Genomic DNA, 26,754 nt, shown 5'->3' with positions numbered 1-26,754 from the left:
TCACCCGTCCGGGCCGGCGGGGGCGTCCCATGACGTGAGGGCCTGGTCGCCCGTGCGGGGAAGGGCGTCGAGCGTCGCGCGGGCCTGTGCCATCACCCGGTCGACCAGCTCCGCGCACGACGGCAGGTCGTCGATCACTCCCGCGACCTGACCCGACGCCATCACCCCGAGATCCGTCCGGCCGTCCACCATCGACGACTTGAGCAGCATCGGTGTGTTCGCGGCGAGCAGGACCTGACTCCAGGACAGATCCCTGCCGTGTTTCATGGCGAGGCCGTCGCGGATCATCCGGGACCAGGTGAGGCCGGAGATCTGCCGGAACCCGGCCGCGCGGCGCACGGCCCGGACGAGGGCCCGCGTGCGGCCCGCCCGCTCCATCGCGTCGACGAGCTCACTGCGCAGCATGCGGTGCGGCAGCCCGTCGACGGCCGTCGTCAGCGTGACGTCCTTGACCGTCGCCGCCAGATACCGCGCCTTCACCGCCTCGGGGACGGTCGAGTCGGAGGTCAGCAGGAAACGCGTGCCCATCGCGATGCCCGCCGCCCCGTAGGCCAGCGCCGCCACCAGTCCCCGCCCGTCGTGGAAGCCGCCCGCCGCCACCACCGGGATGTCCACGGCGTCCACCACCTGGGGCAGCAGCACGCTCGTCGCCACCTCTCCGGTGTGGCCGCCGCCCTCGCCGCCCTGCACGATCACCGCGTCGGCGCCCCAGGCGGCCACCTTCTCGGCGTGCCGCCGGGCGCCGACGGACGGCACCACGATCACGCCCGCCTCCTTCAGCTCGGCGATCAGCTCACGGGAGGGGGCGAGCGCGAACGACGCGACACGCACGCCCTCGTCGACGATGATCCGCACCCGGTCGCCGGCGTCCCCGGCGTCGGCGCGCAGATTCACGCCGAACGGCCGGTCCGTACGGGACTTGACCTCCCTGACGGCGTCGCGGAGCTGGTCGAGGGTCATCGTCGCGGAGGCCAGGATGCCCAGCGCGCCCGCGTTCGCCGTCGCCGAGACCAGGCGGGGCCCCGCCACCCAGCCCATGCCGGTCTGCACGATGGGATGCCTGATCCCGACGAGCCCGGTCAGCGCGGTCTCCATCAGCGCCCGCCCCCGCCCGCGCCGCTCCCCGGGTCGGGTACCTCCCGATCTCGCAGGCCCTTCGGGTCGAGCACCGCGCGGATCAACTCCAGCTCCTCCAGCGTCGGTTCGCGGGTGAACGGGACCTCGTCCGGGATCGTCAGCTCGAACCCCGTGGCCTCCCGGACCTGCTCGGGAGTGACGCCCGGGTGGACGGAGGCCAGCCGCATCGAGTGGTCGGGCGTCGCGAAGTCGAGGACGGCGAGGTCGGTCACCACCCGGGGGAGGCGATGGAAGCGGGTGGCACTCGGGCCCGCGGCGGCGGCCCGGTCGTACCCCACCCCGCACACCATGTCGACCCGCTCCACGAAGACGCGCCGAGAGTGCTTCGGGATCCAGTAACTGGTCGGGTTGTTCAGCGTGTTGACCGGGGCCCCGCGCACACCCAGCAGCTGGCGCCGGGGCCGGGACCAGTCGCCGACGCAGGAGATGTTCTGGTTGCCGAAGCGGTCGATCTGGCTCGCGCCCATCATCACGTGCCGCCGCCCGCCGGTCACCGCCGTCAGATGCCCGCGGTACGGCAGCCAGCCCTCGGTCGTGCCGTCGAGGCCGACGAGCAGCGCCTCGCCGTCGGTCAGCAGCAGATCGGGGGAGAAGGTGCGCCGGGCCAGACGGGCGCCGATGGACGGGATCAGGCCCATGGGACTGGCGAGCACCTCGCCGTTGTCCCGCCAGGCCTCGGCACAGGCGATCACGCAGTACTCGGCTCGACCGACGCTCACTGGTCCCGCTCCTTCCGCCAGGCCTGGACGGCCCTCTGATAGGCGTGTTCGTCCCCGCCGAGGAAGCGCTCGGCGAACTCGCTGTACGGCGTGGTCGCGTACAGCTTCTGGAAGGCCTCGTCCCGCCCGTAGTCCGGGACGCACGTGGTGAAGTGCGCGCCGTTCGGCGTCTCCACCACGCCCGTGACGGCCGACCGCCGGAGCAGCAGGGTCTGCGGCGCGGCCTCCTTGGTCAGCTCCGCCGTGTCGACGATCCGCTCGCAGGAGACGTACGCCGTGTCCGCGGCCTCGCAGAACAGGTCGTCGAAGTACGGGTCCGGGCCCAGGTACTGGCCGTTGCCGAGCCGGTCCGCCCGGTTCATGTGGACCAGAGCCGCGTCCAGGCGCAGCGCGGGCATGGCGACGAGCTCCTCCCGTATCCCGGTGGCCGGGTCGGGATAGGGCGAAGTGACCGTCCGCAGCTCCGGGTTGACCCGCATCACGTCCGAGCCGAGCCCCGCCCGCACCGGGAGGAACGGCAGCCGGTTCGCCGCGGCGTGCAGCCCCCACATGAACATCGCCTCGTCGACCTCCGTCAGCTCGAACGCGCCGCGCTCACGGGCCGCGCGGTAATGCGGTTCGAGCGGGATGGAGTCGAGGGTCGCGAAGGCGGTGACCAGGGTGCGGATCCGTCCGGCGGCGGCGAGCAGGCCGACGTCCGGGCCGCCGTACGCGACGACGGTGAGATCGGTGATCCCGGTGCGGAGCAGTGCTCTGATCAGGGCCATCGGTTTGCGGCGCGAGCCCCAGCCGCCGATGCCGAGGGTCATCCCGCTCTCCAGCCGGCCCACGACGTCCTGCACCGACATGGTCTTGTCGCTCACCGGTGGGCCTCCTTGCCGAAGGTGTCGCGGACGCGGTCGGCGATCCCGCTGAGATTGGCCTCGAAGGTGAAGCCCTGCTCGAAGCGGTAGCTGCGGCGCACGTCGACGGGATCGATGCCGTTGATGGCGGCCTTGGCCAGCCGGATGAGATGCCCGTCCTTGGCGGCTATCTCGCGCGCCAGTTCCAGCGCGGCCGGGCGCAGTTCCCCGCGCGGTACGACCCTCCACACCGAGCCGTGGGTGTGCAGTTCGGCCGCGGTCGCGGTGCGCGAGGTGTAGTACAGGGCGCGCATCAGGTGCTGCGGGACGAGACGGGCCAGATGCGTGGCGGCGCCGAGCGCGCCCCGGTCCAGCTCGGGCAGGCCGAAGGTGGCGTCCTCGCTCGCCACGATCGCGTCCGCGTTCCCCACGAGCCCTATGCCGCCGCCCAGGCAGAAGCCGTGCACCGCCGCGACGACGGGGACCTCGCACTCGTACACCGCGGCGAAGGCCTCGGAGCAGCCTCGGTTGGCGCCGATCAGCGCGCTGTGACCGGTGGTGTCGCGCTGCATCTCCTTGATGTCGACGCCCGCGTTGAAACCGCGTCCCTCGGCGGTCAGGACGACGCAGCGGGTCCCGGGGTCGCGGCCCGCCGCGCGCACGGCGTCGGCGAGGTCGAACCAGCCCCGCACCGGCAGCGCGTTCACCGGCGGGTAGTCGACCGTGACGACGGAAATCCCCTTTTCCGGGGACGAGGTGGAGACACCCATGGGCACATCAGCTACCTTTCCACCAAACGTTTGTTAGGTGTGATGCGAAGCTAGCAGCGATCGCGGCAGCGCGGGAGGCCCTGTGGACAACGTGGACACCATGGATCGCCGAGGCGCCGCCGTGGACCTCGCCGGCCGGACCGTCGTCGTCACCGGCGGCACCCGCGGGGTCGGGGCCGGTATCGCGCGGGCCTTCGCGCAGGCGGGCGCGCAGGTCGTGGTCTGTGCCCGCCGTCCGCCCGAAGCCCCCCTGGAAAAGGTCGACTTCGTCCCCGTCGACCTGCGCGACCCGGCCGCCGTGCGGGCCTTCTTCGTCGCCCTGCCCCGGCTCGACGTCCTGGTCAACAACGCGGGCGGCGCCCCCTACCGGCCCCTAGCCGAGGCGGACGCCGAGCGGCACGCCCGCGTGATCGAGCTCAACCTCACCGTCCCGCTCGCCGCGTCGATCGCCGCGTACGAGCACCTCAGGCGGGCCCGGGGCTCGATCGTGATGATCGGCAGCGTGAGCGGGTCGCGCCCCTCGCCCGGCTCGGCGGCCTACGGCGCGGCCAAGGCCGGACTGGAGAACCTGGCCCGTTCCATGGCCGTCGAGTGGGCGCCGGAGATCCGGGTCAACACCCTGGTCGTCGGCATGGTCCGCACCGAACTGGCCCATCTGCACTACGGCGGCGAGGACGGCGTCGCCGCCGTCGCCCGTACCGTCCCGCTGGGCCGCCTCGCCCAGCCGTCCGACGTCGGCGGGGCCGCCGTCTTCCTCGCCTCGGACGCCGCCGCGTACATCAGCGGCGCCTCGATCCTCGTCCACGGAGGCGGGGAGCGGCCCGCCTTCCTGGAAGCCGCCACCGCCAACAAGGACCAGCAGGGAGACGTGGGATGAGCGCACGGTTGCTGTGTGAGGGGCGGGTCGTGATCGTCACGGGCGCGGGCCGCGGGCTCGGCAGGGCGCACGCGCTGGCGTACGCCGCCGAGGGCGCCCGGCTCGTCGTGAACGACCTCGGCGTCGGCCTCGACGGCACCCCCGGACCGGACAGCCCGGCCCGGCAGGTGGCCGAGGAGATCCGCGCGGCGGGCGGCGAAGCGGTGACCCACGGAGGTGACATCGCGACGACCGAGGGCGCGGCGTCCCTCGTCCGCACCGCCCTGGAGACGTACGGGCGGCTCGACACGCTGGTCAACAACGCCGGGTTCCTGCGCGACCGGATGCTGGTCAACCTCGACGAGGACGACTGGGACGCGGTGATGCGGGTTCATCTGAAAGGGCACTTCCTGCCCCTCAAGCACGCGGCGGCCCACTGGCGGGCGGAGGCGAAGGCGGGCCGCGCGCCCGACGCCAGGGTCGTCAACACCAGCAGTGGAGCGGGCCTGCTGGGGTCGGTCGGGCAGGGCAACTACAGCGCCGCCAAGGCCGGCATCGTCGGGTTGACGCTGGTCGCGGCGGCCGAGATGGGACGCTACGGAGTCCAGGTCAACGCCATCGCCCCGGCCGCCCGCACCCGGATGACCGAGCGGACCTTCGCCGACGCCATGACCGCTCCCGGCAGCGGATTCGACGCCATGGCCCCCGGCAATGTCTCGCCGCTGGTCGTCTGGCTCGGATCGGCCGCGAGCGCCGGGGTCACCGGCCGCGTCTTCGAGACCGAGGGCGGCCGGATCACCGTGATGGAGGGCTGGCGGCCGGGCCCGAGCGCCGACAAGGGGTCGCGCTGGAGCCCGGCGGAGGCCGGCGAAACGGTCCGCAAGCTCCTGACGGAGGCGGAGACTCCGGGGGCGGTGTACGGATCCGGGTAGGGAAGGGCGGGGATTTCGGGGTGTAGGGCACCCCGCCGCTGCGGGGGAGGGGAGGCAGGGCTCCGGGGTGGCATTCCGCGGGGACGGACTCGGTGAGCCGGTCCTGAAGGCGGTGTACGAGCCAATGCCTGACGCCCGGAGGCTCAGCGCCCGGGGCGGGCCGCGCCCGCCTCCAGCAGGGCGGCGATCTCCGCGTGGCCGGTCTGGAGGTCGTCGCCGGCGAACGGGCGGCCCTCGGCGTCGAGGAGCTGGACCTCGACGATGACGCCCTCGGGGGACGGGTGGCGGCGGGTGACCGACGGGTGGCCGGGGCCGTGCGCGCGGGCCAGGCTCGCCGTCAGTTCGGCCTCGACGCCGACGACGAGCAGCCGGCGGGCCTCCGCCAGCGCCTCGGCCCGCGCGCCCGCCCCGTGCGTCAGCAGGGCCCGGACGCAGCCGACGGAGCCCCGGTGGGCGGCTGTCACCAGCGGGGACTCGCCCGTCGGACAGGGCCGGTCGGGATCCGCGCCCGCCCCGAGGAGCGACTCCGTCACGGCGGTGTGGCCCCGCCGCAGGGCCCAGGTCAGGGCCGTGAAACCGAACGCCTCCACGATGTCCGGGTCGGCCCCGGCCGAGAGCAGCACACGGACCACCTCCGTGTGCCCGCCGCAGGCCGCGCCGCACAGGGGAGCGTCGGTGCCCAGGCTGAGGCGGTCGGGCTGGGCGCCGCAGGCCAGCAGCAGCCGTACGGCACCGGGCCGGTCGCTGACCGCCGCCAGGTACAGGGCGCTCTGGCCGTCCTCGTCCACCGCCTCGGCGCTCACCCCGGCGCGCAGCAGCCGTACGACCGCGTCCTCGTCCCCCTCGTACAGAGCGGGGAAGAGGAGTGCGGCGGGGTCGTTCGTGCTCATCCTTCGACCCTCGCTCGCCAAGGACACGCGAGGCAAAGACTTTTGGGGTGTTCTGCCTCACCCCCGCCCTCGGGCGTCATCCCTCCGCACGGGGCGCCCACGGGCGGCACCCCGCGTCACCGCCGTGACCGGCCGGGCAGCCCCTAGGTGTCGCACTCCAGCACCGTCCGGCACAACGCGCACCGGGCTCGTACCCGGCCGCGCACCGGCACCCTGATGCGCTGGTGGCAGGTCGGGCACGGGAAGGAGACGCGCAGCGGGCCGCGGTCGTCGGGTGCGAAGGCGTAGAGGACGCCGGAGTGGTCGGGGGTGCCGTGGTGCTGGGCGTGGCGGCGGTCCCTGGCGTAGCGGCGGCGGCCCGCCCAGCCCGCGGCGGTCAGCGGGGGCTGCTGCTCGTCCTGGCGGGCCCGCGCCATGCCCTTGGTGTACGCGGTGTACGCCTGGGGGCTGGTGAACCACACCGAGGGGTCCTCGCCGAAGACCAGGGCGCGCTTGGCGAGGACGTATCCGAACTCCTCGGGTGTCAGATAGCCGAGCTTCTGCGAGGACGCGGCGTCCTCGCGGTACGCGTCGAGCAGGAGCCAGCCCGCGCCGAGGTAGGCCGCGGCCGTGTCGGTGAGGATCTCGGTGTCACGGGTGCCGGCGAACGAGAGGTCGAGGCGGTGCAGATAGACGTGCATCACCTCGTGGGCGAGGGCGGCGCCGATGTCCCTGCGGTGGGTGCGGAAGCGGTCGTTGAGCTCGATGAAGTACTCGGGGCCCGCGGCGAGTTCGACGTGGGCCGCGTGGGTCATCTCACGGAAGCCGATGATCATCCGGGCGTCCGGCAGCCGGTAGTGCCGCACCATCTCGCGGGCCACGCGCTGGGCGCCCAGATGCAGGTCGTCGCCGTCGGCGAAGGCCACGTCCGCGGGGGCCACGCTGGTCGCGAAGGTGTGGATGGTGTCGTACGAGAGCCGTTTGTAGAGCGCGGTGATCGACTCCCGCACCGTGTCCAGATGCGGGTAGCCGTGCTCGACGGGTCCGCCGTTCGCCACGTCCGCACCCCCAGAAGACGCCGGAACTCCTCTCCACTGTAAGCGGGGTTCCTTCCGGCGGCGGGGGACGCGGGCCCGGGCGGGGCGGTGTCTGGCCGGATTGCGGCTCTTGCCCGCTCCGGCGGCCGGTCCTCATAATCCCCACCAGCTTGGCAGGAGCATGCCATGAAGCGTTTCTGTGCGTCTGCCGTGCGGACAACCCCCCACGAAAGGAAGCGCGTTGAAGTCTCTCAAGAAGTACGGCGTCATCAGAAGACTGCTCACCGTCGGCGCGGTCGCCCTCGCCGCCGTATCCCTCCAGCCGCTGACCGCGCACGCGGCACCCGCTCCCGTCGTCGGCGGCACGCGCGCCGCGCAGGGCGAGTTCCCGTTCATGGTCCGCCTCTCCATGGGCTGCGGCGGAGCCCTCTACACCAAGACCATCGTCCTGACCGCCGCGCACTGCGTGAACGGCTCGGGCACCAACACCTCCATCACCGCCACCACCGGCGTCGTGGACCTGCAGAGCAGCAGCGCCGTCAAGGTCAAGTCGACGAAGGTGCTCCAGGCCCCCGGCTACAACGGCAAGGGCAAGGACTGGGCCCTCATCAAACTCGCCAGGCCCGTCGAGCAGCCCACCCTGAAGATCGCCACCAGCACCGCCTACAACAACGGCGACTTCACCGTGGCCGGCTGGGGCGCCGCCCGCGAGGGCGGCGGACAGCAGCGCTACCTGCTCAAGGCCACCGTCCCCTTCGTCGACGACGCCACCTGCAAGCAGGCGTACGGCAGCGATCTCGTCCCCGGTGACGAGATCTGCGCCGGATTCGTCGCCCAGGGCGGAGTCGACACCTGTCAGGGTGACTCCGGCGGACCCATGTTCCGCAAGGACGACACGGGCGCCTACGTCCAGGTCGGGATCGTCAGCTGGGGCGAGGGCTGCGCGCGGCCCGGATACCCCGGCGTGTACAGCGAGGTCTCGACCTTCGCGGCCGACATAGCCAGGGCCGCCGCCGGCCTCTGACACAGCCGGAAGTTCCACCGGCACCAGCGGCACCAGCGGCACCGGCAGCACCGGCAGCACCTGCGCCAGTACCGGTGCCGGTACGCGCGGCGCCCGCGACCCCGGTCGCGGGCGACCGCCGCGCGGTGCAGTCGTCCCGGAGGCGTGGACGCCCGCGGGGGAGCCGCGTACAGGGGAGCGGCCCCGCACACGGGGAGCGGACGGGAAAATGGGTTCGGCGCCCGGCCCCGGCGTTGGCATACTCGCCGCCATGACCAGCCGACACCACCAGCCCGTCCCCGCGTCGTTGCTGATCGGGGCCAAGGACGCCGACCTGCAACAGCGCCTCGACGACGAACTCACCGCCTTCAACGCGACGGCGACCGGTGCCGGTGACCCCGAGCCGCTCTCGGTCCGGGTGAACGACGCCGACGGGGAACTCGTCGGCGGGCTCACCGCCTGGGTATGGGGCAGCTGCTGTGCCGTCGACATGCTCTGGGTGCGCGCCGACCAGCGGCACGCGGGCTGGGGGAGCAAGCTGCTCCGGGCGGCCGAGGAGGAGAGCCTCCGGCGCGGCTGCGCCGAGATGATCGTCTCCTCGTTCACCTTCCAGGCCCCCGACTTCTACCGCGGGCACGGCTACCGGGAGACCGGCCGCACGGACGGCATCCCGGGCGGGCACCAGGACGTGCACTTCCACAAGACGCTCACCGGCGGACAGCCGTAGGGGCGTTCCCGGCCACCGGACGTCCGGCGGAGGCCCATCGGAAAGCCACCGGACGCCCGCCCGCCGGATGAACAGGCCCCCGGCCCTACGCGTTCACCTCACGCGTCCGCACGGCCCGCGGCTCCGGCGAGGCCGGGTCAGGGCTGCGCAGGACCGGCGGCGACAGCACCGCCGACGTCTCGCCCCGCTCGCCCGACGCGCCCGGCCCGTTCGCAGCGTCCGGGTCCGCCCGGCCGGCCGTCTCCAACTCCAGCACCCACACGTCGTTCACACCCTCACGCAGGACAGGACCGGGCACGTACAGCGAGCGCTGCGGCCCCGCGGACCAGTAGCGGCCCAGATCGAACCCGTTGATCCACACGAACCCCCGCGTCCAGCCCGGGAGTTCGAGGAAGGCGTCCCCGGCGCCGCGCACCTCGACCGTGCCGCGGTACAGCCCGGGGGAGCCGTCCCCGGGCAGCTCCCCGAACGGCACCCGCCCGACGTCCCCGTCCAGCGCGTCCAGCCGCAGCCCCCGCGCCCGCACCCCGTGCAGATACTGCCGCTCGTGCAGCACACCCCCGGCGATGCCCTTCGACTCGCCCGACCGCGGACCGTAGTTGACCCGCCCCAGCGACTCCACCCACAGCTCCACCCGGGCATGACCCGCGACCGGTTCCTCGAGCCGCGGCTCGTCCTCCGTGAGCACCCCGGCCCGCACCCCGTCCACGTACACGACCGCCAGATCCCGCAGCCCCCGCACGGACAGCGGGTACGGCTGCCGGGGCCCCGGCACGGTCACCTCGTACTTGACCAGCCCCCGGTCCACGCCCAGTTCCTCGAACGTCGGCGGCACGGCGTACTCCTCCCCGGCACCCCCCACCGCCTCCAGCACGGCGTCCGAGGAGGCCCACCCGCGAAGACCGACCGTCGCGGACTCGCCCAGCCGGGCGGGCGCCGGCGGCGGATCGGGCAGGGGACCCTCCGCGTACGCGGCGAGGACCTCCCGGAAACGCCAGAACTTCTCGGTCGGGCGCCCGAGCTCGTCGATCGGGGCGTCGTAGTCGTAGGACGTGACGTCCGGCTCCAGCGGACCGTCGTGCAGCGCGCCACCACCCCGGTTGGCACCCGCCCAGCCCGCGAAGTTCGTCCCGCCGTGCGCCATGTACAGATTCACCGACGCCCCGCACTCCAGGATCTCCCGCAACTCCCGCGCCGCGTCCGCCGGATCACGGACCACATGACCGGCGCCCCAGTGGTCGAACCAGCCGCACCAGAACTCCATGCACATCAGCGGACCGGTGGGCCGGTGCCGCCGCAGCGCCGCGAACGCCTCCCGCGCACCCGAACCGAAGTTGGCCGTCGCCAGGACACCGGGCACCGAACCGCCCGTCAGCATGTGATCCTCGGGGCCGTCCGACGTGAACAGCGGAACGCGCACCCCCTCGGCGCGCAGCAGCTCCGCCAGCCACTCCAGATACACGCCGTCCGAGCCGTAGCTGCCGTACTCGTTCTCCACCTGCACCATCAGCACCGGACCGCCGCGGTCGACCTGCCGCGACACGATCTCCGGCAGCAGCACACGGAACCAGCGCTCCACCTGCCCCAGATACTCCCCGTCCCGGGTGCGCGGCCGCCCCTTCAGCCAGTACGGCAGCCCGCCGTTGTCCCACTCCGCGCAGATGTACGGACCCGGCCGCACGATCGCCCACAGCCCCGCCGCGCGCGCCGCGTCCAGGAAACGGCCCAGCGCGGCCACATCCCGCACCTCGCCGGGACGCGGCTCGTGGAGATTCCACGGAACATACGTCTCCACACAGTTCAGCCCCAGCGCCCGCAGCATCCCCAGCCGGTGCGCCCACTGTTCCTCGTGCACCCGGAAGTAGTGCAGCGCGCCCGACAGCAGCCGCACCGGGCGCCCGTCCAGCAGAAAATCGGTGTCCCCCACCGCGAACTCGCTCATGGCCACACCATCACCCCTGGCGGCGGACGCGTCCATGGACAAAGATCGTCGCTGATTGGACGGAACGAAGAGACCGACCGGGCGGGACGAACACGGATGTACCAGACCTGGACGCGCTACCTCACCCCCGGCCCCGTCCACCTCCGCCTCGGCCTCGCCTGCCTCGGCGTCGGCCTCCAGCACGGCGAACTGCCCGCCGTCGGCCCCCGCACCCTCGACCACCACGTCGCCGTCCTGATCAGCGAGGGGAGTGGCTGGTACCGCACCCCCGACGGACGACACCACCCGGTCACCGCGCCCGCCCTGATCTGGCTCACCCCCGGCACCCCCCACCACTACGGGCCCGACCCCGCCTGGGACGAGTGCTTCGTCGACTTCACCGGGCCCGCCACCACGACGTACACCGAACTCGGCTACATCGAACCCGGCCGGCCCGTCGTACGCCTCTCCGACGCGGCAGGCGCCCGCACCGTCGTCGCCCGCATCGCCCGCGCCGCCCGCCGCGGCAACCCCCTCCTCGAGGTCGAGACCGGCGCCGCCGTCCACGAACTCCTCGTCGCCCTGCGCCGCGCCCGCGCCGACCTCGCCCCCGACGGCGACGAAGTCCTCCAGGCCCTCGCCCGCGACGCGTTCAAGCCGATGTCCGTCGCCGACCACGCGGCCCGGCACGGCATGACCCCCGCCGAACTGCGCACCGCCGTCCGCCGCGGCGCCGGACGCAGCCCCAAGGACTACCTCCTCGGCATCCGCCTCGCCCGCGCCAAGGAACTCCTCGCCGCCACCGAACTTCCCGTCGCAGCCGTCGCCCGCCGCGTCGGCTACGACGACCCCGCCTACTTCTCCCGCCTCTTCACCCGCCGCGTCGGCACACCCCCCGTCCGCTTCCGCGAACAACAGCGCCGCACCGCCCCCGGCGACGGGTACGACCACGTCCCGGACCCCGAAGATCCGCCCATGATCGAACCCCCACGAGCCACGTAGGGTTGACTTTCATGACCACCAGCAAGCCCCAGGAAGTCGATCCCGCCGTCAGCACGGAACTCGCCCGGCTGCGCGACAGCATCGACAACATCGACGCCGCCGTCGTCCACATGCTCGCCGAACGCTTCAAATGCACCCAGCAGGTCGGCCACCTCAAAGCAGCCCACCAGCTGCCGCCCGCCGACCCCTCCCGCGAGGCCCACCAGATCGCCCGGCTGCGCCGCCTCGCCGAGAGCGCCAAACTCGATCCGGCCTTCGCCGAAAAACTGCTCACTTTCATCATCGCCGAGGTCATCCGGCACCACGAGCGCATCGCCGACGACGCGGGCGGCGACACGGCCGACACGGGGGAGTGACACCGGCGGGCCGCGGCGGGCATCCTGCGCAGTGCACTCCCGCACAGTTCCTGCCGCACACGCCGCGCCCGTGGACGCCGCCGAGCACGCCACGCCCGTCCTCGCCGGCGAACACCTCCGCCACCGCCACGGGCACGCGTCGGACATCCGTACGGGCATAAGCTGGTATGCCCAAACGAGGGGACGCCGGGCCATGCCGTCGGATGCCAAGATCCTCATCGTCGACGACCACGAGGACACCCTGTACGCCCTGGAGAGCGCCCTGGCCCCGCTCGGCTACCGGGTCGGGCGCGCCACCGGCGGCGACCAGGCACTCAAGGAAGTCCTGCGCGGCCAGGTGGCCCTGCTCGTCCTCGACGTACGCATGCCCGGCGTCAGCGGCCTCGACGTGGTCCGCTACATGCGGCGCGTCGAACAGACCCAGCACATCCCCGTCATCCTCCTCACCGGCTTCGGCCCGGACACCGAACTCACCGCCACCGCCTTCGCCCTCGGCGTCGCCGACCTCCTCATGAAACCGGTCGACCCCTGGGCCCTGCGCACCAAGGTCCGCTACCTCTACGAGGCCCGCCGCCGCCACCAGGCCCTCGAACAGGAACTGCGCGAACTGCGCGCCCTCGTCAAGGAACACACCCCCGACCCCGCCCTCGCACACCCCGACGCCCACATCCCAGGCCGCCGCCGGCCCCAGCAGGACCCGCGCCCACGGGACCCGCGTCCGCCGCGGGACGGCGACCGCATGGAACAGGGCCGCACGCCGTAACCACAGCCCGTGACCAGGCGGCGACAAAGCGCGTATACCGGACCACCTCTGTGTCCCGTCTGCCGTATCGGGCAGCATGTGCTCATGTCCGTACTGACGCGCGACGAAGCGCAGACCCGTGCCAAGCTCCTCGATGTCCACCACTACGGGATCGAACTCGACGTGACAGGAGGGGACGAGACCTTCGACTCCCTCACCGTCATCCGGTTCACCACCCGCGCCGCCGCGGACACCTTCGTCGAGCTGAAGCCCGCCGAACTGCGCTCCGTCACCCTCGACGGCCGGCCCCTCGACCCCGAGACCCTCGACGAGAACCGGCTGCCCCTCAAGGGCCTCACCGCCGGCGAGCACGAACTGCGCGTCGACGCCTCCATGCGCTACTCCCGCACCGGGGAGGGCATGCACCGCTTCACCGACCCCACCGACGGCGAGACCTACCTCTACACCCAGCTCTTCATGGAAGACGTCCAGCGCGTCTTCGCCGCCTTCGACCAGCCCGACCTCAAGTCCGTCTTCGAGCTGACCGTCACCGCACCAGAAGGCTGGACCGTCCTCGCCAACGGCGTCACCGAACACCTCGGACACGGCCACTGGAAGGCCGCGCCCACCCCTCTCATCTCCACCTACCTCGTCGCCGTCGCCGCCGGCCCCTGGCACTCCGTACGCACCGAGCACCGCGGCCTCCCCTTCGGCCTCCACTGCCGCCGCTCCCTCGCCCCGTACCTCGACGCCGACGCCGACGAGATCCTCGACATCACCCGCGCCTGCTACGACCGCTACCACGAGAAGTTCGACGAGCCCTACCCCTTCGACTCCTACGACCAGGCGTTCGTCCCCGAATTCAACGCCGGCGCCATGGAGAACCCCGGACTCGTCACCTTCCGCGACGAGTTCATCTACCGCTCCGCCGTCACCGACACCGAACGCCAGACCCGCGCCATGGTCATCGCCCACGAGATGGCCCACATGTGGTTCGGCGACCTCGTCACCCTGCGCTGGTGGGACGACATCTGGCTCAACGAGTCCTTCGCCGAGTACATGGGCTACCAGACCCTCACCGAAGCCACCCGCTTCACCGACACCTGGGTCGACTTCGGCGTCGCCCGCAAGTCCTGGGGCTACGACGCCGACCAGCGCCCCTCCACCCACCCCGTCGCCCCCGACCCCGACTCGGTCCCCGACACCGCGTCCGCCATGCTCAACTTCGACGGCATCTCCTACGCCAAGGGCGCCTCCGCCCTGCGTCAACTCGTCGCCTGGCTCGGCGAGAAGGACTTCCTCGCCGGCATCAACACCCACTTCGCCCGCCACAAGTTCGGCAACGCCACCCTCGCCGACTTCATCGACAACCTCGCCTCCGCCACCGAACGCGACGTACACGCCTGGGCCGACGCCTGGCTGCGCACCACCGGCGTCGACACCCTCAGGCCCGCGATCACCGAAGCCGACGGCCAATGGCAGCTCACCGTCGACCACGAGGGCAGCCGCCCCCACCGCATCGCCGCAGGCGCCTACGACACCGTCCCCGGCGAGGGCGACCGCCTGGTCCTGCGCGACCGCTTCGAACTCGACGTCCCCCAGGCCGGCCCCGCGGACCCCCGCCCCGGCCGCCGCCCCGACCTGCTCCTCCTCAACGACGGCGACCTCTCCTACGCCAAGGTCCGCTTCGACACCAAGTCCTTCCAGACCGTACGAGCCGCCCTCTCCGGCCTCCCCGACCCCCTCACCCGGGCCGTCGTCTGGAACGCCCTGCGCGACGCCGTACGCGACGGCGAACTGCCCGCCATGGCCTACATCGAAGCCGCCCGCACCCACCTGCCGCACGAGACCGACCTCGCCCTCGTCCAAGGCGTCCTGTCCTTCGCGACCCTCCACGTCGCCGACCGGTTCCTGCGCCCCGAGGAACGCCCCACCGCCCTCGCCACCCTCACCGCCCTCTGCCGCGACCTCATCCGCCGCACCGAGGACGGCTCCCACCCCGGCCTGCGCCTCACCGCCGTACGCCACTTCATCGACGTCGCCGCCCACCCCGACACCATCAGCGCCTGGTTCTCCGAGGGCACCGTCCCCGGCGGCCCCGAACTCGACCCCGAGCTGCGCTGGCGCATCCTCGGCCGGCTCTCCGTCCTCGGCGCCGTCGACGACGCCGTGATCGACGCCGAACTCGTCCAGGATCCCAGCGCCACCGGCCAGGAAGGCGCCGCCCGCTGCCGCGCCGCACTGCCCGACCCGGAAGCCAAGCGCGCCGCCTGGGACGCGATGTTCGCCACCGACGACCTCTCCAACTACCTGTTCACCGCCACCGCCCAGGGCTTCTGGCAGCCCGAACAGACCGACCTCGTCCGCGCCTACGTCGAGCGCTACTGGCCCGACGCCGTCGCCGTCGCCGGACGGCGCGGCCCCGCCATCGCCGAAGCCGCCGGCCGCTGGGCGTTCCCCGCCCACGCCGTCTCCCCCGAGACCCTCGCCCTCGGCCAGGCCTGCCTCGACGACGCAGACCCCATCCCGGCCCTGCGCCGCAAACTCACCGACCAACTCGACGACCTCGCACGAGCCTTGCGGGTGAGGGAGGCCTAGGCCGGGGAGCCGGGGAGCCCGGAACCCCGAGCCTGGAACCCCGAGCCCGGAGCGCGGGCTCCAGGGGCTCGCGCCCCGAACCTCACTCCTCGAACGCCGGAGAGGCCGACCCCCAGCCTCTCCGGCGTTCGCGTGCGCGGCCGTTCAGGCCCCACCACCCCGAACGACCCCCGGGACAGGGCCCCGCGCACCCCACCGCCCCCACAATTCCTCCGTACGGCAGTACCCCCACAGGGGGCCGAATCGTTGTCCTTGGCGGGCACACCTGCCCAAAACGCGTACACGCCGGGGACGCACCCCGCCGCGCGTCCACCGGAGGACACCCATGAGCACGCCGCCCCTCGCCTCAGGCCCCCAAGGCCCCCACGCACTGCGGCCCCTGCTCGACACCGTCCTCGACGCGCTGACCCAAGGCACCGCCGCCCGCGGCGGACCCCTCCCCGCCGGAGGACCCGAACAGGTCGCCCGGCGCCTCCGCGACGCCGCCGGAGACCTCCTGCCCCAGCACGGCAGCGACGACGCCCTGCACACCCTCGTACGCGCCCTCGCCGAAGGCGCCGCCGACCCCGCCGACCCCCTGTGCGCCGCCCACCTGCACTGCCCACCCCTCGCCGTCGCCACCGCCGCCGACCTCGCCGCCTCCGTCCTCAACCCCTCCCTCGACTCCTGGGACCAGGCCCCCGCCGCCTCAGAACTCGAGGCACTCGTCACCCGGACCCTCGCCCACGAGGTCTACGGCACCGACAGCGACGCCCTCGTCACCACCGGCGGCACCGAGTCCAACCAACTCGCCCTCCTCCTCGCCCGCGAGAAACACGGCAGCGTCCAACTCGTCCACGGAGCCAACGCCCACCACTCCCTCCACCGCGCCGCCTGGCTCCTCGGTCTCCCCGAACCCGTCGTCGTCCCCGCACCCGCCGGCACCCTCGACCCCGCCGCCCTCGACAGCGCCCTCACCCACCTCCACGGCCCCCTCCTCGTCGCCGCCACCGCCGGCACCACCGACGCCGGACTCATCGACCCCCTGCCCGACATCGCCGACCTCTGCGCCACCCATGGCGCCCGCCTCCACATCGACGCCGCCTACGGCGGAGGCCTCCTCTTCAGCGACCGGCACCGCACCCGACTCGACGGACTCGATCGCGCCGACACCGTCACCCTCGACCTGCACAAACTCGGCTGGCAGCCCGTCGCCGCCGGACTCCTCGCCGTCCGCGACCCCGCCGACCTCACCACCCTCGGACACCGAGCCGACTACCTCAACGCCGACGACGACACCGAAGCCGGCCTGCCCGACCTGCTCGGCCGCTCCCTGCGCACCACCCGACGCCCCGACATCCTCAAGATCGCCGTCACCCTCAAAACCCTCGGACGGCACGGCATCGGCGCCCTCGTCGACCAGGTCTGCGCCCACGCCCAAGAACTCGCCGACCTCACCGCCGCCCACCCCGGCTTCGAGCTCTACGACCGGCCGGTCATCAGCACCGTCCTCTTCCGGCCCACCGACGCCACCGACGACACCGTCGCCGCCGTACGCCGCACCCTTCTGAACGAAGGGCGCGCCGTCCTCGGCCGCGCCACCCTCGACGGCCGCCGCTGGCTCAAAGCCACCCTCCTCAACCCCCACACCCGGCCGGGCGACCTGGCCACGCTCCTGAAACTGGTGGAAGGACACACACCCCGATGAGCCCGACGCCCCACCCCCAGCGCCCCGCCGCCGAAACACCCCGCGACCTGGTGGGCATCGGCATCGGCCCCTTCAACCTCTCCCTCGCCGCCCTCGCCCAGCCCCTCACCGAACTCGACACCGTCTTCTACGAACAACGCCCCGGCTTCGACTGGCACCCCGGCCTCCTCATCGACGGCGCCACCCTCCAAGTCCCCTTCCTCGCCGACCTGGTGACCCTCGCCGACCCCAAGAGCCCCTGGTCCTTCCTCAACTACCTCAAGGACCGCGACCGTCTCTTCCCGTTCTACTTCGCCGAGCGCTTCCACCTCCAGCGCGCCGAATACGACGCCTACTGCCGCTGGGTCGCCGACAACCTCCCCGGACTCCGCTTCGGACACCAGGCCGACGCCGTCCGCTGGAACCCCGAACGCGGGCTCTTCGAAGTCGACTTCACCGAGCTCGACACCGACGGCGAAGCCCAGGCCCTCGGCCGCACCTACACCCGCAACATCGTCCTCGGCGTCGGCACCGCCCCCCACATCCCCGAACCGCTCAAACCACTCGTCGAAGCCCCCGGCGTGCCCGTCATCCACGCCGCCGACTACCTCAAGCACCGCGAGCAGTTCCTCACCGCCGAACACATCACCGTCATCGGCGCGGGCCAATCAGGCGCCGAAGTCTTCCTCGACCTCCTGCGCAACCGCCCCACCGGACACGAGAACATCCACTGGCTCGCCCGCACCGAAGCGTTCGCCCCGATGGAGTACTCCAAACTCGGCCTCGAACACTTCACCCCCGACTACACGCGCTACTTCCACGCCCTCACCGAACCCGTCCGCGACCGGCTCGTCGCCGCCCAATGGCAACTCCACAAAGGCATCGACGCCGACACCATCGCCGCCATCCACGACGAGCTCTACCGCCGTACCCTGCACGGCGGCTGGCCCGACGCCGTCCTCACCCCCGCCGTCACCGTCCGCACCGCCGGACGCGTCGCCACCACCAAAGTCGAACTCCACCTCGAACACGGCCAGCAGGGCACCCGCACCCGCCTCACCACCGACGCCGTCGTCCTCGCCACCGGCTACCGCGAACGCCCCATCGCCCCGCTCCTCACCGGACTCGACCCCTACCTCCGCCGCGACCAGGCCCAACGCCCGAGCATCGACGACCAGTTCCGCCTGATGCTCGACCCCTCCGTCACCGGCCGCGTCTACGTCCAGAACGCCGAACTCCACACCCACGGCGTCGGCGCCCCCGACCTCGGCCTCGCCGCCTGGCGCAGCGCCACCATCCTCAACTCCCTCACCGGCAAAGACCCCTACCCCCTCCCCGGCCGGACGGCCTTCACCACCTTCGGCCTGGAGCAGACCCCCCGCATCCCCGCCGCCCGCCAGGGCCAGGAACCCCGCACGCTCACCCCCCTCGTCCCCCTCGTCGAGGGCAGGTGAGAGCGGCACGACAACGCGGGCCCCGACGCCGACGGCGCCGACGCGAGAATCCGCGCCGACGCCGTCAACCCAACTCCGCCCGCCCTAGAACACGGGCGTACCGTCACGCGTCAGCTTCCAGTCCACCGACGCGAACTCCTTCGGGTCCAGCGAACCCTTCGCCGTCACCCACTCCGCGATCCGGGTCCGGATCTCCGTCGACTCCGACCACACCTCGGTCGCCGAAGCCACATGCGGGAACGCACCGCCGCCGTTGGCGCGGTAGTTGTTCACCGCGAACACGAACTGCTGGCCATCCGCCAGCGCCGCACCGTTGTACGTCAGGTTCTTGATCCGCGAACCCTCGGCCTGCGCGATGTCGATGTCGTACTGGAGACCCGACACATAGTCGTAGTTGTAGTCAGGACGGTTGTTCGCGTTCGTCAGCTTCTCCGTGTCGATCACCGCACCCGCGGCCGTCTGCACGAAGTAGTTCGCCGAGTACTCCAGGTACGCCCGCACCTGCGCACCCGTCATCACCTTCGCCACCAGCGTGTTGTCGTACACGTACAGGCTCGACAGATCCCGGATCGTCACATCCCCCGCCGGGATCTCCGACGTCCGCGAGAACGGCGACGCCTGCGCGATCACCGGCAGCGACGCGTACTGCGTCCCCACCAGCGCCGCCCTGACCACGTCCTCCTGCACCTTGGTGATCAGATCGATGATCGGAGCGTCCTTGTAACGCGCCTCCACCGTCGTCAACGTCTCCGTCGCCGTACCGACCACCTGGTTGACGTACGCCACCACCACGTCGTGCTCGTCCTTCAGCAGCCGCGTGATCTTCGGGTCGTCCGCCACCGCGTTCGTGTTGCGCACCGACGCCGCCACCGACTCGACCGTCCAGCGCCCCTTCTCGAAGACCAGCTCGAAGTCGAACACCGACAACCGCTCCGCGTACGCCAGCGGCTCCGACAGCACGACCGTCTTGCCCGACGCCGTGTTCGTGACCTTCAGCTCCGGGATCTCCAGATGCGCGTGACCCACCAGGATCGCGTCGATCCCCGGCACCTGCTGAGCCACCAGCGCCGCCGAATTCTCCACATACGGCAACTGGTCACCGTACGACGACGTCCCCGACGAACCGGAATGCGCCGACACGACCACCACGTCCGCACCCATCGACCGCAGCTTCGGCACCCACTTCGCCGCCTGCTCCTCCAGCCCCGGGAACGTCAACTTGCCCTGCACGTACGCCTTGTCCCAGATCGCGATACCCGGGTTCGTCAGACCCAGCACCGCCACCTTCACGGGCGGCGCACCATGGACGTGGAACTCCTTCATGAAGTACGGAGGGAACGCCGGCTTCAGCGTCTTCGCGTCCAGCGCGTTCGCGCCCAGCAGAGGGAAACGACACTGCGACTCGAACTTCCGCAACGTCTCGATGCCGTAGTTGAACTCGTGGTTCCCGAGCGCCACCGCGTCATAACCGATCGCGTTCATCGCCTGCGCCATCGGGTGCACCGGACCACCCTTGGCGGTGATCGGATCCACCTTCGCGTAGTAGTACGTCAGCGGCGTGCCCTGGATCGTGTCACCCGCGTCGAGGAGCAGCGTGTTGCAACGCCCCTTCTCCTCACGGATCTTGTTCACCAGCGTCGAGATCCGCGCCAGACCCTGCGCGTTGCCCGCCTTGTCCGAGTACTCCGCGTCCTTGAAGTAGTCCCAGTTGAAGACGTGACCGTGCAGATCGGTCGTGCCCATCACCGTCAGCTCGTACCGCTTCACCGGCTTGGAGCCCTTCTTGGCTTCCGCGGCCTGCGCCGCCGGAGCCGCGGCCGCACCCGCGAGCGCCACCCCCGCACCTGTCACGGCGGACTTCTTCAGGAACTTGCGGCGGTTCAACGGCATGTCTGGAACTCCTCGGGAAAGGTGATGACGCGCGTAGATTCTGACCCCAACACCGGCCCCCGCAACAGGCCCAGGAGGTTTCCATTTGATGACCTCACGGCACCACACACACCCCGTCCAGTGACAGAGTGGGACGTATGACCCCCAACTCGGATCCCGATTCGGCCACCACCCCCGACACCCGACCCGAACCAGCCACCCCACACACCCCACCCGCCGTCCCCTACGGCACCCCCGACACCCCCCGCATCGCCGTCCGCGGCGAAGCCCACCTCGAAGTCGACCCCGAGATCGCCCGCATCGGCATCTCCGTCAGCGCCCGCGGCAAAGACCGCCGCGAAGCCCTCGCCGACCTCACCCGCCGCAACACCCTCGCCCTCGACCTCGTCAAAACCTACGGCGACGCCGTCGAACGCCTCGAAACCGGCGCCTTCACCATCAGCCCGGAACTCGGCCGACACGGCCGCGGAGAACGCGTCCGCACCTACCACGGACACGTCCACATCAACGCCGAACTCACCGACTTCACCGCACTCGGCGAACTCACCACCGCCCTCGCCGACCTCGACCTCACCCAGGTCGACGGCCCCTGGTGGGCCCTCCGCCCCGACTCACCCGCCCACCGCGACGCACGCCGGCAAGCCGTCCGCGAAGCCGTCCAACGCGCCCGCGAATACGCCGAAGCACTCGACACCACCCTCACCGCCCTCGTCGAACTCGCCGACATCGGCGCCGAAGACACCCACCCCTACGCCCTCGCCGCCCAGTCCAGCCGCGCCACACGCAGATCCGCCTACGGCGGCGGCCCCACCGAGGACGAACCCGCCCCCCTCGACCTCGAACCCCAACGCCAACACGTCCACGCCCAGGTCAACGCCCGCTTCACCATGGCCCCACCCCGGCTCTAGCCACCCCGAGAAGAATCACGGAAAGTCACCGGACGGCTCTGTCACGCACCCACCGCACGACCGACGGATACTGGACGGACACCGGACAGAACGACGCACCCCGTCGCACCGGGAGCCGCCCCCCGCTCATCGGAGCACCCCGGCGCACAATTCAACAGTTGTCAATAACCCTTCACGCAAAGGTTGTTGAGTAGTCATGCGCGACCAATTCTCTACCGACCGGTAAGGCCTAGGCTCGAACCATGCGCCGAGCAAAGATCGTCTGTACATTGGGCCCCGCCACCGACTCGTACGACCAGATCAAAGCCCTGGTCGAAGCCGGAATGGACGTAGCCCGCTTCAACCTCAGCCACGGCACCCACGCCGAACACGAGGAGCGCTACCGGCACGTCCGAAAGGCCTCCGACGAGACCGGCCACAGCGTCGGCATCCTCGCCGACCTTCAAGGCCCGAAGATCCGACTCGGCCGCTTCACCGAAGGCCCCGTACTCCTTGAACGCGGAGACACCTTCACCATCACCGTCGAAGAAGGCGCCGAAGGCGACCGCCAGACCTGCGGAACCACCTACGACGGACTCGCCACCGACGTCACTCCCGGTGAACGCATCCTCGTCGACGACGGCAAAGTCTGCCTCGAAGTCACCACCGTCGACGGACCCCGCGTCCACACCACCGTCATCGAAGGCGGCATGGTCTCCGACCACAAAGGCCTCAACCTCCCCGGCGTCGCCGTCTCCGTCCCCGCCCTCTCCGAAAAGGACGAGGAAGACCTCCGCTGGGCCCTGCGCACCGGCTTCGACGTCATCGCCCTCTCCTTCGTCAGAAGCGGCAAGGACATCGACGGAGTCCACCGCATCATGGACGAAGAAGGCCGCCGCCTCCCCGTCATCGCCAAAGTCGAAAAACCCCAGGCCGTCGACAACATCGACGACATCGTCGCCGCCTTCGACGGCATCATGGTCGCCCGCGGCGACCTCGGCGTCGAAATGCCCCTGGAACAGGTCCCGATCGTCCAGAAGCGCGCGATCAAGCTGGCCAAGCGCAACGCCAAACCGGTCATCGTCGCCACCCAGATGCTCGACTCGATGATCGACAACTCCCGCCCCACCCGCGCCGAAGCCTCCGACGTCGCCAACGCCGTCATCGACGGCACCGACGCCGTCATGCTCTCCGGTGAGACCAGCGTCGGCAAATACCCCATCGAAACCGTCAAGACCATGGCCCGCATCATCGAAGCGGCCGAAGAGGACATCCTCGCCAAGGGCCTCCCGCCCCTGACCGAACGCAACAAACCCCGCACCCAGGGCGGAGCCGTCGCCCGCGCCGCAGCCGAAATGGGCGACTTCCTCGGCGCCAAATTCCTCGTCGCCTTCACCCAGTCCGGCGACACCGTCCGCCGCCTCTCCCGCTACCGCTCCCCGATCCCCCTCCTCGCCTTCACCCCCACCCCCGCCACCCGCTCCCAACTCAACCTCACCTGGGGCGTCGAAACCTTCCTCGGCCCCCACGTCGACTCCACCGACGCCATGGTCGACCAGGTCGACGAACTCCTCCTCAAGTACGGCCGCTGCGCCAAGGGTGACATCGTCGTGATCACCGCAGGCTCCCCGCCCGGCGTCTCCGGCTCCACGAACCTCGTCCGCGTCCACCACATCGGCGAGGACGACAGCCCCAAGTAGCCGGCAGAGGGGCCTTCTCCGTCGCTGGTCAGTATTTGGGGCCGACGTGGGTGTCCATGAGGGCTACGGAAGCCTTTTTGGCGACCGAGATGTTGTACGGGTTCCCATGGCGGGTGCAGTGGGTCCAGTCGATGCCGAGCTTGTCCAAGGTGTCGGTGTAGAGCTGCCGGATGTCGTCCGAGACATTGGTGAAGAAGTACCGGGGGTACTCGTAGCGCTTGCGCTCACCGCCGACGAGCCGGGTGGTCCAGTTGGTGATGCGGCAGCCGTCGGAGTGGATCAACCCCCGGACGAACTCCCAGGGGTGGGCATCGACGATCTCCTGCTGCCAGGGTTCGAGGGCGATGGGGCGCTCGTGCTTCTTGCCGGGACCGTGCTGGGGGAAGAGGCAGGGCAGATGCGTTGAGTAGACCTTGATGTTGCGGCAGCCGGTCTTGCGTACGCGGCAGACGGAGTTGTCAGGGAAGACGGCGTGCATGGCCCGCTCGCAGAGATCCATTAGGCCTGGCCACGACCCACAACAGGTGATCATGAGGTTGGGGACGCGGTGCTGGGAGTAGTGACTGATGTGGCCGTCGCCCAGGTACAGTCCCAGCAAGTAGCTGTAGGCGGCAGCGTCCAGCTCTCGACCGTGGCAGCGGGGGCACCTCGGATCGTGCCTTCCGGGGCACTCACCCCGCCCAGCGCGATCCAGGTGCTTCCAGTAGCCGATCGTGCCCAGCGGGACGCCGAGCCTTCGTGCCACGTCCGCGTTCTTGGCGCCGTCACGCAGCAGGGTGATCGCATGCTGTCGCACCTCTGTGCCATGGCCGTTCATGTGACCACCCTGAGTCACCGATCGCTACCATGTGCAGCAAAAAGCGGAGGTCCACGCGAACGTGGACCTCCGCTTTGCGGTGAACTGTGCCGGGTGCGGGATTCGAACCCGCAAGCCCTTTCAGGCAGAGGTGTTTGAGACCTCCGTGTATGCCGTTCCACCAACCCGGCGTGAGTGGCTCTGCGGAAGCATACCGGGTCATCGCAGCCCGCCGCCGCTAGGTAGTCTTCTTAAGCAGCACTACCTGCCCGGCCCGCAATGAGGAGCCCCCGTGACCGCCCCCGAGTCGCCCCAGCCCGTAGACGCGCCCGACGACGACAAGTCGCACGTGCCTCCGCTGACGACCCGTGTCGTCATCGCCGAGGACGAGGCGCTGATCCGTCTCGACCTCAAAGAGATGCTCGAGGAAGAGGGCTACACCGTCGTAGGTGAGGCGGGTGACGGTGAGCAGGCCATCGAGCTGGCCCGTGAGCACAAGCCGGACCTCGTGATCCTCGATGTGAAGATGCCGAAGCTCGACGGCATCTCCGCGGCGGAGAAGATCGCCGAGGAGTCCATCGCTCCGGTCCTGATGCTCACCGCGTTCTCGCAGCGCGACCTGGTCGAGCGGGCCCGTGACGCGGGTGCGATGGCGTACCTGGTGAAGCCGTTCAGCAAGAGTGACGTGGTGCCGGCGATCGAGATGGCGGTGTCCCGGTTCGCGGAGCTGAAGGCGCTGGAGCAGGAGATCGCGGATCTCACGCTGCGTCTGGAGACGCGGAAGCTGGTGGACCGTGCGAAGTCGGTGCTGCAGACGGAGTACGGGCTGACGGAGCCGGCGGCGTTCCGCTGGATCCAGAAGACGTCGATGGACCGTCGTATGTCGATGCAGCAGGTCGCGGAGGCGGTCATCGAGGACGCCGAGGAGAAGAAGGCGTCGAAGGGCTAGTTCCGCGTCCTGTCGAAGAGAGTGGTGAAGAGCTCTCGTCCGCGTCGTGTCCGCGGATGAGAGCGGACGGAAGAGGCCCGCACCCCTGACGGAGGTGCGGGCCTCTTCGTGCGACCGGTGGGGTCGCGGGGAAGTGTCAGTCCTCGCCGAGGTACGCCTTGCGGACGGACTCGTCGTGGAGCAGGTCCTGGCCGGTGCCGGAGAGGACGATGCTGCCGACCTCCATGACGTGTGCCTGGTCGGCGAGGGAGAGCGCCGCCTGGGCGTTCTGCTCGACGAGCAGGATGGTCGTGCCGGACGCCTTGAGTTCGGCGATGGTGGCGAGGATCTTCTGCATCATGATCGGCGAGAGGCCCATGGAGGGTTCGTCGAGCATGAGCAGTTTGGGCTGGGACATGAGGGCGCGTCCCATGGCGAGCATCTGCTGTTCGCCGCCCGAGAGGGTGCCTGCGGCCTGCTTACGGCGTTCTCCCAGGATGGGGAAGAGGTCGTAGGCGCGCTGGATGTCCTTCTCGATGCCCGCCTTGTCCGTGCGGAGGAACGCTCCGAGCTGGAGGTTCTCCGTGATGGTGAGGCGGGGGAAGATGTGGCGTCCCTCGGGGGAGTGTGCGAGTCCGAGGGCGACGATCTTGTGGGCGGGGACGTTGGCGAGGGGCTGGCCGTCGAAGAGGATGCGGCCTCCGCTGGGCTTGAGGAGCCCGGAGAGGGTGCGCAGGGTCGTCGTCTTGCCGGCGCCGTTGGTGCCGATGAGGGTGACGATCTGGCCGGCTTCGACGGTGAAGGAGATGCCCTTGACGGCTTCGATCTTGCCGTAGGCGACCTTGAGGTCTTCGACCTCGAGCAGTGCGGTCACTGGGCGTTTCCTTCCTTGCTGGTGCTGCTGCCCTGTGCGTCGGAGTCGTCGGACGCGGTGGGTGCCTCGGAGGCTTCGGGGGCGTCGGAGTCGTCGGCCTCGGGGGCGTCGGCTGTTCCTTCGGCCTCGGGGGCTTCCTCGGATTCCGCGGCTTCGGCGGTCTCTTCGGCTTCCTCGGTCTCCGCGGCTTCCGCGGCCGCGACCGGGGTCTCGGCGGCGGCTTCGGCGGCTTCGACCTCGGCGAGTTCTTCTTCGCCGGGTGCGCCCTCGAAGGGGGTGCCGAGGTAGGCGGCGATGACGCGCTCGTCGCCCTGGACGACGTCGGACGTTCCCTCGACGAGCTTTTCGCCCTGGACGAGGCAGGCCACGCGGTCGGACAGGTTGAAGATGAAGCGCATGTCGTGCTCGATGACGAGGACGGCGATGCCCCGGTCGCGGATGGCGAAGACGAGTTCTTCGGTCGCGCGGGTTTCCTGGGGGTTCATGCCGGCGGTGGGCTCGTCCAGGAGGAGGAGGCCCGGCTCGCTCGCCATGGCTCGCGCGATCTCCAGCTTGCGCTGCTCGCCGTAGGGGAGGTTGCGGGAGAGGTGGTCGGCCTTGTGGGCGAGGCCGATGAACTCCAGCAGTTCCATGGCGCGTTCGCGGGAGGCCGCCTCGGCCTTGCGGAAGCCGGGGCCGCGGAGGAGGGCGGACCAGAGGCCTTCCTTGGTGCGGGTGTGGCGTCCGACGAGCACGTTCTCCAGGACGGTCATGTTGGCGAAGAGCCGGATGTTCTGGAAGGTGCGGGCGATGCCGGCGCTGGTGACCAGGTGCGGCTTGGGGGGCAGCACCGTGCCCTTGTAGGCGACCTTGCCCTCGGTGGGGACGTAGAGGCCGGTGAGGCAGTTGAAGAAGGTGGTCTTGCCCGCGCCGTTGGGGCCGATGAGGCCGACGATCTCTCCGGCGTTGACGGTGAGGTCGACGTTGCGTACGGCGGTGAGGCCGCCGAAGCGCATGGTGACGCCGGTGGCTTCGAGGACGGGGCTGGGGGCTGTGGTGGTGGTCATGT

24 protein-coding genes and 1 tRNA gene are annotated in these 26,754 nt (G+C 70.9%); 13 read left to right on the top strand and 12 right to left on the bottom strand.

Features of this window, described 5'->3' with window-relative positions; translation table 11 throughout:
• Genes OG788_RS13735 through OG788_RS13720 form a run of 4 tightly spaced genes read right to left on the bottom strand, consistent with a single transcriptional unit; the run spans position 1 to position 3,468 of the window.
• Complete coding sequence (locus tag OG788_RS13735) at positions 1-1,095, bottom strand: NAD(P)H-dependent flavin oxidoreductase (protein WP_406371028.1); 1,095 nt, start codon at positions 1,093-1,095, stop codon at positions 1-3.
• Positions 1,095-1,856 carry a CoA-transferase subunit beta gene (locus tag OG788_RS13730; RefSeq protein WP_406371026.1) on the bottom strand — a complete coding sequence of 254 codons (762 nt, stop codon included), beginning with the start codon at positions 1,854-1,856 and terminating at the stop codon, positions 1,095-1,097. The genes OG788_RS13735 and OG788_RS13730 overlap by 1 nt, the downstream gene beginning before the upstream one ends.
• Positions 1,853-2,719 (bottom strand): CoA transferase subunit A, encoded by an 867-nt coding sequence (locus OG788_RS13725; RefSeq protein ID WP_406371025.1) that lies wholly within the window; start codon positions 2,717-2,719, stop codon positions 1,853-1,855. The genes OG788_RS13730 and OG788_RS13725 overlap by 4 nt, the downstream gene beginning before the upstream one ends.
• On the bottom strand, positions 2,716-3,468 hold the full coding sequence (locus OG788_RS13720) for an enoyl-CoA hydratase family protein (protein ID WP_351550816.1): 753 nt from the start codon (positions 3,466-3,468) through the stop codon (positions 2,716-2,718). The genes OG788_RS13725 and OG788_RS13720 overlap by 4 nt, the downstream gene beginning before the upstream one ends.
• Before the next feature lie 100 nt (positions 3,469-3,568).
• Between OG788_RS13720 and OG788_RS13715 the strand changes: the two genes are divergently transcribed.
• Both OG788_RS13715 and OG788_RS13710 read left to right on the top strand, forming a co-directional pair.
• Complete coding sequence (locus tag OG788_RS13715; RefSeq protein WP_406371023.1) at positions 3,569-4,345, top strand: SDR family oxidoreductase; 777 nt, start codon at positions 3,569-3,571, stop codon at positions 4,343-4,345.
• Entirely contained in the window at positions 4,342-5,256 is a 915-nt protein-coding gene (locus OG788_RS13710) for an SDR family oxidoreductase (RefSeq protein WP_406371021.1), read from the top strand. The genes OG788_RS13715 and OG788_RS13710 overlap by 4 nt, the downstream gene beginning before the upstream one ends.
• A gap of 143 nt (positions 5,257-5,399) precedes the next feature.
• Here the strand turns inward: OG788_RS13710 and OG788_RS13705 are convergent, their stop codons facing one another.
• Together OG788_RS13705 and OG788_RS13700 are read right to left on the bottom strand one after the other, a co-directional pair.
• Complete coding sequence (locus OG788_RS13705) at positions 5,400-6,146, bottom strand: ankyrin repeat domain-containing protein (protein ID WP_406371019.1); 747 nt, start codon at positions 6,144-6,146, stop codon at positions 5,400-5,402.
• A gap of 143 nt (positions 6,147-6,289) precedes the next feature.
• On the bottom strand, positions 6,290-7,183 hold the full coding sequence (locus OG788_RS13700; RefSeq protein ID WP_406371018.1) for a hypothetical protein: 894 nt from the start codon (positions 7,181-7,183) through the stop codon (positions 6,290-6,292).
• Between the two features lie 220 nt (positions 7,184-7,403).
• Between OG788_RS13700 and OG788_RS13695 the strand changes: the two genes are divergently transcribed.
• Together OG788_RS13695 and OG788_RS13690 are read left to right on the top strand one after the other, a co-directional pair.
• Positions 7,404-8,186 (top strand): serine protease, encoded by a 783-nt coding sequence (locus OG788_RS13695; protein ID WP_351550804.1) that lies wholly within the window; start codon positions 7,404-7,406, stop codon positions 8,184-8,186.
• A gap of 250 nt (positions 8,187-8,436) precedes the next feature.
• Positions 8,437-8,892: a GNAT family N-acetyltransferase gene (locus OG788_RS13690; protein WP_406371016.1), complete on the top strand. Its 456-nt coding sequence runs from the start codon at positions 8,437-8,439 to the stop codon at positions 8,890-8,892.
• Positions 8,893-8,977: 85 nt separating this feature from the next.
• On the opposite strand, the gene OG788_RS13685 is transcribed toward OG788_RS13690, so the two are convergent.
• On the bottom strand, positions 8,978-10,834 hold the full coding sequence (locus tag OG788_RS13685) for a glycoside hydrolase family 35 protein (protein ID WP_406371014.1): 1,857 nt from the start codon (positions 10,832-10,834) through the stop codon (positions 8,978-8,980).
• 96 nt (positions 10,835-10,930) lie between these two features.
• On the opposite strand from OG788_RS13685, the gene OG788_RS13680 reads away from it, so the two are divergent.
• The 6 genes from OG788_RS13680 (at position 10,931) to OG788_RS13655 (ending at position 18,631) form a co-directional block, all read left to right on the top strand.
• On the top strand, positions 10,931-11,815 hold the full coding sequence (locus OG788_RS13680) for a helix-turn-helix domain-containing protein (RefSeq protein WP_406371012.1): 885 nt from the start codon (positions 10,931-10,933) through the stop codon (positions 11,813-11,815).
• Positions 11,816-11,826: 11 nt separating this feature from the next.
• Positions 11,827-12,171, top strand: coding sequence for a chorismate mutase (locus OG788_RS13675; protein WP_356757634.1), 345 nt, complete (start codon positions 11,827-11,829; stop codon positions 12,169-12,171).
• 193 nt (positions 12,172-12,364) lie between these two features.
• On the top strand, positions 12,365-12,934 hold the full coding sequence (locus tag OG788_RS13670; protein WP_406376744.1) for a two-component system response regulator: 570 nt from the start codon (positions 12,365-12,367) through the stop codon (positions 12,932-12,934).
• An 84-nt stretch (positions 12,935-13,018) separates the two neighbouring features.
• Positions 13,019-15,511 (top strand): aminopeptidase N, encoded by a 2,493-nt coding sequence (gene pepN / locus OG788_RS13665; protein WP_406371010.1) that lies wholly within the window; start codon positions 13,019-13,021, stop codon positions 15,509-15,511.
• Positions 15,512-15,836: 325 nt separating this feature from the next.
• The gene (locus OG788_RS13660) at positions 15,837-17,198 is read left to right on the top strand and encodes a pyridoxal phosphate-dependent decarboxylase family protein (protein ID WP_406371008.1); all 1,362 of its coding nucleotides are present in this window, start codon (positions 15,837-15,839) and stop codon (positions 17,196-17,198) included.
• Complete coding sequence (locus OG788_RS13655; protein ID WP_406371007.1) at positions 17,195-18,631, top strand: lysine N(6)-hydroxylase/L-ornithine N(5)-oxygenase family protein; 1,437 nt, start codon at positions 17,195-17,197, stop codon at positions 18,629-18,631. The genes OG788_RS13660 and OG788_RS13655 overlap by 4 nt, the downstream gene beginning before the upstream one ends.
• A gap of 84 nt (positions 18,632-18,715) precedes the next feature.
• On the opposite strand, the gene OG788_RS13650 is transcribed toward OG788_RS13655, so the two are convergent.
• Positions 18,716-20,521, bottom strand: coding sequence for a bifunctional metallophosphatase/5'-nucleotidase (locus OG788_RS13650; RefSeq protein ID WP_406371005.1), 1,806 nt, complete (start codon positions 20,519-20,521; stop codon positions 18,716-18,718).
• Positions 20,522-20,658: 137 nt separating this feature from the next.
• Between OG788_RS13650 and OG788_RS13645 the strand changes: the two genes are divergently transcribed.
• Together OG788_RS13645 and pyk are read left to right on the top strand one after the other, a co-directional pair.
• Positions 20,659-21,429, top strand: a complete 771-nt coding sequence (locus tag OG788_RS13645; RefSeq protein ID WP_406371003.1) for an SIMPL domain-containing protein — start codon at positions 20,659-20,661, stop codon at positions 21,427-21,429.
• Positions 21,430-21,671: 242 nt separating this feature from the next.
• Complete coding sequence (gene pyk, locus OG788_RS13640; RefSeq protein WP_356757627.1) at positions 21,672-23,108, top strand: pyruvate kinase; 1,437 nt, start codon at positions 21,672-21,674, stop codon at positions 23,106-23,108.
• A gap of 28 nt (positions 23,109-23,136) precedes the next feature.
• Here pyk and OG788_RS13635 read toward each other — a convergent pair whose 3' ends face one another.
• Together OG788_RS13635 and OG788_RS13630 are read right to left on the bottom strand one after the other, a co-directional pair.
• Positions 23,137-23,925: a helix-turn-helix domain-containing protein gene (locus tag OG788_RS13635; RefSeq protein WP_406371001.1), complete on the bottom strand. Its 789-nt coding sequence runs from the start codon at positions 23,923-23,925 to the stop codon at positions 23,137-23,139.
• 87 nt (positions 23,926-24,012) lie between these two features.
• Positions 24,013-24,095, bottom strand: a tRNA-Leu gene (locus OG788_RS13630).
• A 101-nt stretch (positions 24,096-24,196) separates the two neighbouring features.
• Here OG788_RS13630 and OG788_RS13625 point away from each other — a divergent pair.
• On the top strand, positions 24,197-24,853 hold the full coding sequence (locus tag OG788_RS13625; protein WP_351550767.1) for a response regulator: 657 nt from the start codon (positions 24,197-24,199) through the stop codon (positions 24,851-24,853).
• Between the two features lie 136 nt (positions 24,854-24,989).
• Here the strand turns inward: OG788_RS13625 and OG788_RS13620 are convergent, their stop codons facing one another.
• Positions 24,990-25,706, bottom strand: coding sequence for an ABC transporter ATP-binding protein (locus OG788_RS13620; protein ID WP_266757602.1), 717 nt, complete (start codon positions 25,704-25,706; stop codon positions 24,990-24,992).
• Entirely contained in the window at positions 25,703-26,752 is a 1,050-nt protein-coding gene (locus tag OG788_RS13615; RefSeq protein ID WP_406370999.1) for an ABC transporter ATP-binding protein, read from the bottom strand. The genes OG788_RS13620 and OG788_RS13615 overlap by 4 nt, the downstream gene beginning before the upstream one ends.
• Positions 26,753-26,754: the final 2 nt, after the last annotated feature.

The sequence above is a fragment of the Streptomyces sp. NBC_00647 genome (assembly GCF_045207245.1).
GTDB lineage: Bacteria > Actinomycetota > Actinomycetes > Streptomycetales > Streptomycetaceae > Streptomyces.
The sequence above is the reverse complement of the archived record's forward strand: the minus strand, read 5'-3'. Positions and strand labels throughout refer to the sequence as shown.